1 tRNA gene and 1 rRNA gene are annotated in these 3177 nt (G+C 54.3%); both read left to right on the forward strand.

The window, feature by feature from the left end:
* Nucleotides 1-23: 23 nt before the first annotated feature.
* A tRNA-Ala gene (locus tag BMW76_RS39880) sits at nucleotides 24-99 on the forward strand.
* A 304-nt stretch (nucleotides 100-403) separates the two neighbouring features.
* A 23S ribosomal RNA gene (locus tag BMW76_RS39885) occupies nucleotides 404-3177 on the forward strand; the annotation flags it as partial.

A 3177-nucleotide genomic window follows, 5' to 3' on the forward strand; every position in this document is an offset into this window, starting at 1 on the left:
CCCCCTGTGATGTGGTGTTGTGCGGGGGATTAGCTCAGCTGGGAGAGCACCTGCTTTGCAAGCAGGGGGTCGTCGGTTCGATCCCGTCATCCTCCACCAGTTACCAGTGTTGGTTCCATTGGCGCGGCGCGTTGAAAGACGCAGGCGGTGCAGTGCGACCAACATTGGCAATTGCGCCAGTCAGTGCGGTATTGCGGTTCGATGCCGGCTGTCGTTCTTTAACAATCAGGAAGAAGTAGTAAAGAGAACAAGCGAAAGCGCCTCGAGATGGGCGTGAGTAACTGTTCAGGGTTGTGATTGTATCGAAGTATTTTTTAAGTTCCTCGAAAGAGGGCTTTGGAATACGGCACAACGCGAAAACTCAGCCTGTAGCGAGTGGTGTCGAGAGACACACCCGTTATAGGGTCAAGCGAACAAGTGCATGTGGTGGATGCCTTGGCGATCACAGGCGATGAAGGACGCGGTAGCCTGCGAAAAGCGGCGGGGAGCTGGCAAACGAGCTTTGATCCGCCGATGTCCGAATGGGGAAACCCGGCCCGTATGGGTCATCCGTAGCTGAATCCATAGGCTACGTGAAGCGAACGCGGTGAACTGAAACATCTAAGTAACCGCAGGAAAAGAAATCAACCGAGATTCCCAAAGTAGTGGCGAGCGAAATGGGAGCAGCCTGTACTCTTTATCTGTACTGTTAGCCGAGCGCTCTGGAAAGTGCGGCCATAGCGGGTGATAGCCCCGTAGGCGAAAGCAGTGTGGAAGAACTGGGTGTACGACAAGTAGGGCGGGACACGTGAAATCCTGTCTGAAGATGGGGGGACCATCCTCCAAGGCTAAATACTCGTGATCGACCGATAGTGAACCAGTACCGTGAGGGAAAGGCGAAAAGAACCCCGGGAGGGGAGTGAAACAGATCCTGAAACCGCATGCATACAAACAGTCGGAGCCTCGCAAGGGGTGACGGCGTACCTTTTGTATAATGGGTCAGCGACTTACATTCAGTGGCGAGCTTAACCGATTAGGGCAGGCGTAGCGAAAGCGAGTCCGAACAGGGCGATTTTAGTCGCTGGGTGTAGACCCGAAACCAGGTGATCTATCCATGGCCAGGATGAAGGTGCGGTAACACGTACTGGAGGTCCGAACCCACTGACGTTGAAAAGTCAGGGGATGAGCTGTGGATAGGGGTGAAAGGCTAAACAAACCTGGAAATAGCTGGTTCTCTCCGAAAACTATTTAGGTAGTGCCTCGTGTATCACCTTCGGGGGTAGAGCACTGTCATGGTTGAGGGGTCCATTGCGGATTACCTCGCCATAGCAAACTCCGAATACCGAAGAGTGCAATCACGGGAGACAGACATCGGGTGCTAACGTCCGGTGTCAAGAGGGAAACAACCCAGACCGCCAGCTAAGGTCCCCAAATATGGCTAAGTGGGAAACGAAGTGGGAAGGCTAAAACAGTCAGGAGGTTGGCTTAGAAGCAGCCACCCTTTAAAGAAAGCGTAATAGCTCACTGATCGAGTCGTCCTGCGCGGAAGATGTAACGGGGCTAAGCCATATACCGAAGCTGCGGATGCGTGCTTGCACGCATGGTAGGAGAGCGTTCCGTAAGCCTGCGAAGGTGCACTGTAAGGTGTGCTGGAGGTATCGGAAGTGCGAATGCTGACATGAGTAGCGATAAAGGGGGTGAAAGGCCCCCTCGCCGTAAGCCCAAGGTTTCCTACGCAACGTTCATCGGCGTAGGGTGAGTCGGCCCCTAAGGCGAGGCAGAAATGCGTAGCTGATGGGAAGCAGGTCAATATTCCTGCACCAGTGTGAAATGCGATGGGGGGACGGATCGCGGAAGGTTGTCCGGGTGTTGGAAGTCCCGGTCGCTGCGTTGGAGAAGGTGCTCTGGCAAATCCGGGCACGCAATTCAAGGGCGTGGCGCGAGCTTCTTCGGAAGCGAAGCAACTGGAAGGGGTTCCAGGAAAAGCCTCTAAGCTTCAGTTTCACATTGACCGTACCGCAAACCGACACAGGTGGGCGAGATGAGTATTCTAAGGCGCTTGAGAGAACTCGGGAGAAGGAACTCGGCAAACTGGTACCGTAACTTCGGGATAAGGTACGCCCTGGTAGCTTGATGCGCCTGCGCGCAGAGGGTGAAGGGGTTGCAATAAACTGGTGGCTGCGACTGTTTAATAAAAACACAGCACTCTGCAAACACGAAAGTGGACGTATAGGGTGTGACGCCTGCCCGGTGCCGGAAGATTAAATGATGGGGTGCAAGCTCTTGATTGAAGTCCCGGTAAACGGCGGCCGTAACTATAACGGTCCTAAGGTAGCGAAATTCCTTGTCGGGTAAGTTCCGACCTGCACGAATGGCGTAACGATGGCCACACTGTCTCCTCCCGAGACTCAGCGAAGTTGAAGTGTTTGTGATGATGCAATCTCCCCGCGGCTAGACGGAAAGACCCCATGAACCTTTACTGCAGCTTTGCATTGGACTTTGAACCGGCTTGTGTAGGATAGGTGGGAGGCTGAGAAGCGTGAACGCCAGTTTGCGTGGAGCCGTCCTTGAAATACCACCCTGGTTTGTTTGAGGTTCTAACCTTGGTCCGTGATCCGGATCGGGGACAGTGCATGGTGGGCAGTTTGACTGGGGCGGTCTCCTCCCAAAGTGTAACGGAGGAGTACGAAGGTACGCTAGGTACGGTCGGAAATCGTGCTGATAGTGCAATGGCATAAGCGTGCTTGACTGCGAGACTGACAAGTCGAGCAGGTGCGAAAGCAGGTCATAGTGATCCGGTGGTTCTGTATGGAAGGGCCATCGCTCAACGGATAAAAGGTACTCTGGGGATAACAGGCTGATACCGCCCAAGAGTTCATATCGACGGCGGTGTTTGGCACCTCGATGTCGGCTCATCTCATCCTGGGGCTGTAGCCGGTCCCAAGGGTATGGCTGTTCGCCATTTAAAGAGGTACGTGAGCTGGGTTTAAAACGTCGTGAGACAGTTTGGTCCCTATCTGCCGTGGGCGCTGGATATTTGAAGGGGGCTGCTCCTAGTACGAGAGGACCGGAGTGGACGAACCTCTGGTGTACCGGTTGTCACGCCAGTGGCATCGCCGGGTAGCTATGTTCGGAAGAGATAACCGCTGAAAGCATCTAAGCGGGAAACTCGCCTTGAGATGAGATATCCCCGGGGCT

Source organism: Paraburkholderia diazotrophica, assembly GCF_900108945.1.
Classification (GTDB): domain Bacteria; phylum Pseudomonadota; class Gammaproteobacteria; order Burkholderiales; family Burkholderiaceae; genus Paraburkholderia; species Paraburkholderia diazotrophica.